The sequence below is a fragment of the Mesorhizobium sp. M1A.F.Ca.ET.072.01.1.1 genome, assembly GCF_004023325.1.
GTDB lineage: Bacteria > Pseudomonadota > Alphaproteobacteria > Rhizobiales > Rhizobiaceae > Mesorhizobium.
Genome location: NZ_RZSF01000813.1, coordinates 1 through 384, shown reverse-complemented (window position 1 = coordinate 384; position 384 = coordinate 1). Strand labels below are relative to the sequence as shown.

General features: G+C 60.2%; 1 protein-coding gene. It reads left to right on the top strand.

What is annotated here, in order from left to right:
• Positions 1–7 precede the first annotated feature (7 nt).
• Positions 8–384, top strand: a 377-nt coding sequence (locus EOA32_RS38170; RefSeq protein ID WP_145971555.1) for a VOC family protein, incomplete at its 3' end; no start/stop codon positions are given.

Here is a 384-nt window from a genome sequence, read left to right as displayed (position 1 = left end):
GGTTTAAATGTTCAGCCACGTAACCGTCGGAACGGATGATCTTCAGCGGGCGGGACGTTTCTATGATGCCGTGCTCGCGCCGCTTGGCCTGATACGCCGGACCATCACACCCGATGGCGGACCTGCGGCACTTTGCTGGGTGGCAACGCACGCCCCATTGCCGCGTTTTTACGTCTATAGCCCCTTCAATGGCGAGGCGGCGACGGCTGGCAATGGTGGCATGGTCGCCTTTCTCGCGCCATCGAAAGGGGCGGTGAACAACGCCTATGCTGGCGGTTTGGCTCATGGTGGAACCGACGAAGGTGGTCCAGGCCCACGCCCGCATTATGGCGATGGTTATTTCGGCGCCTATCTGCGTGATCCCGATGGGAACAAGGTCCATAT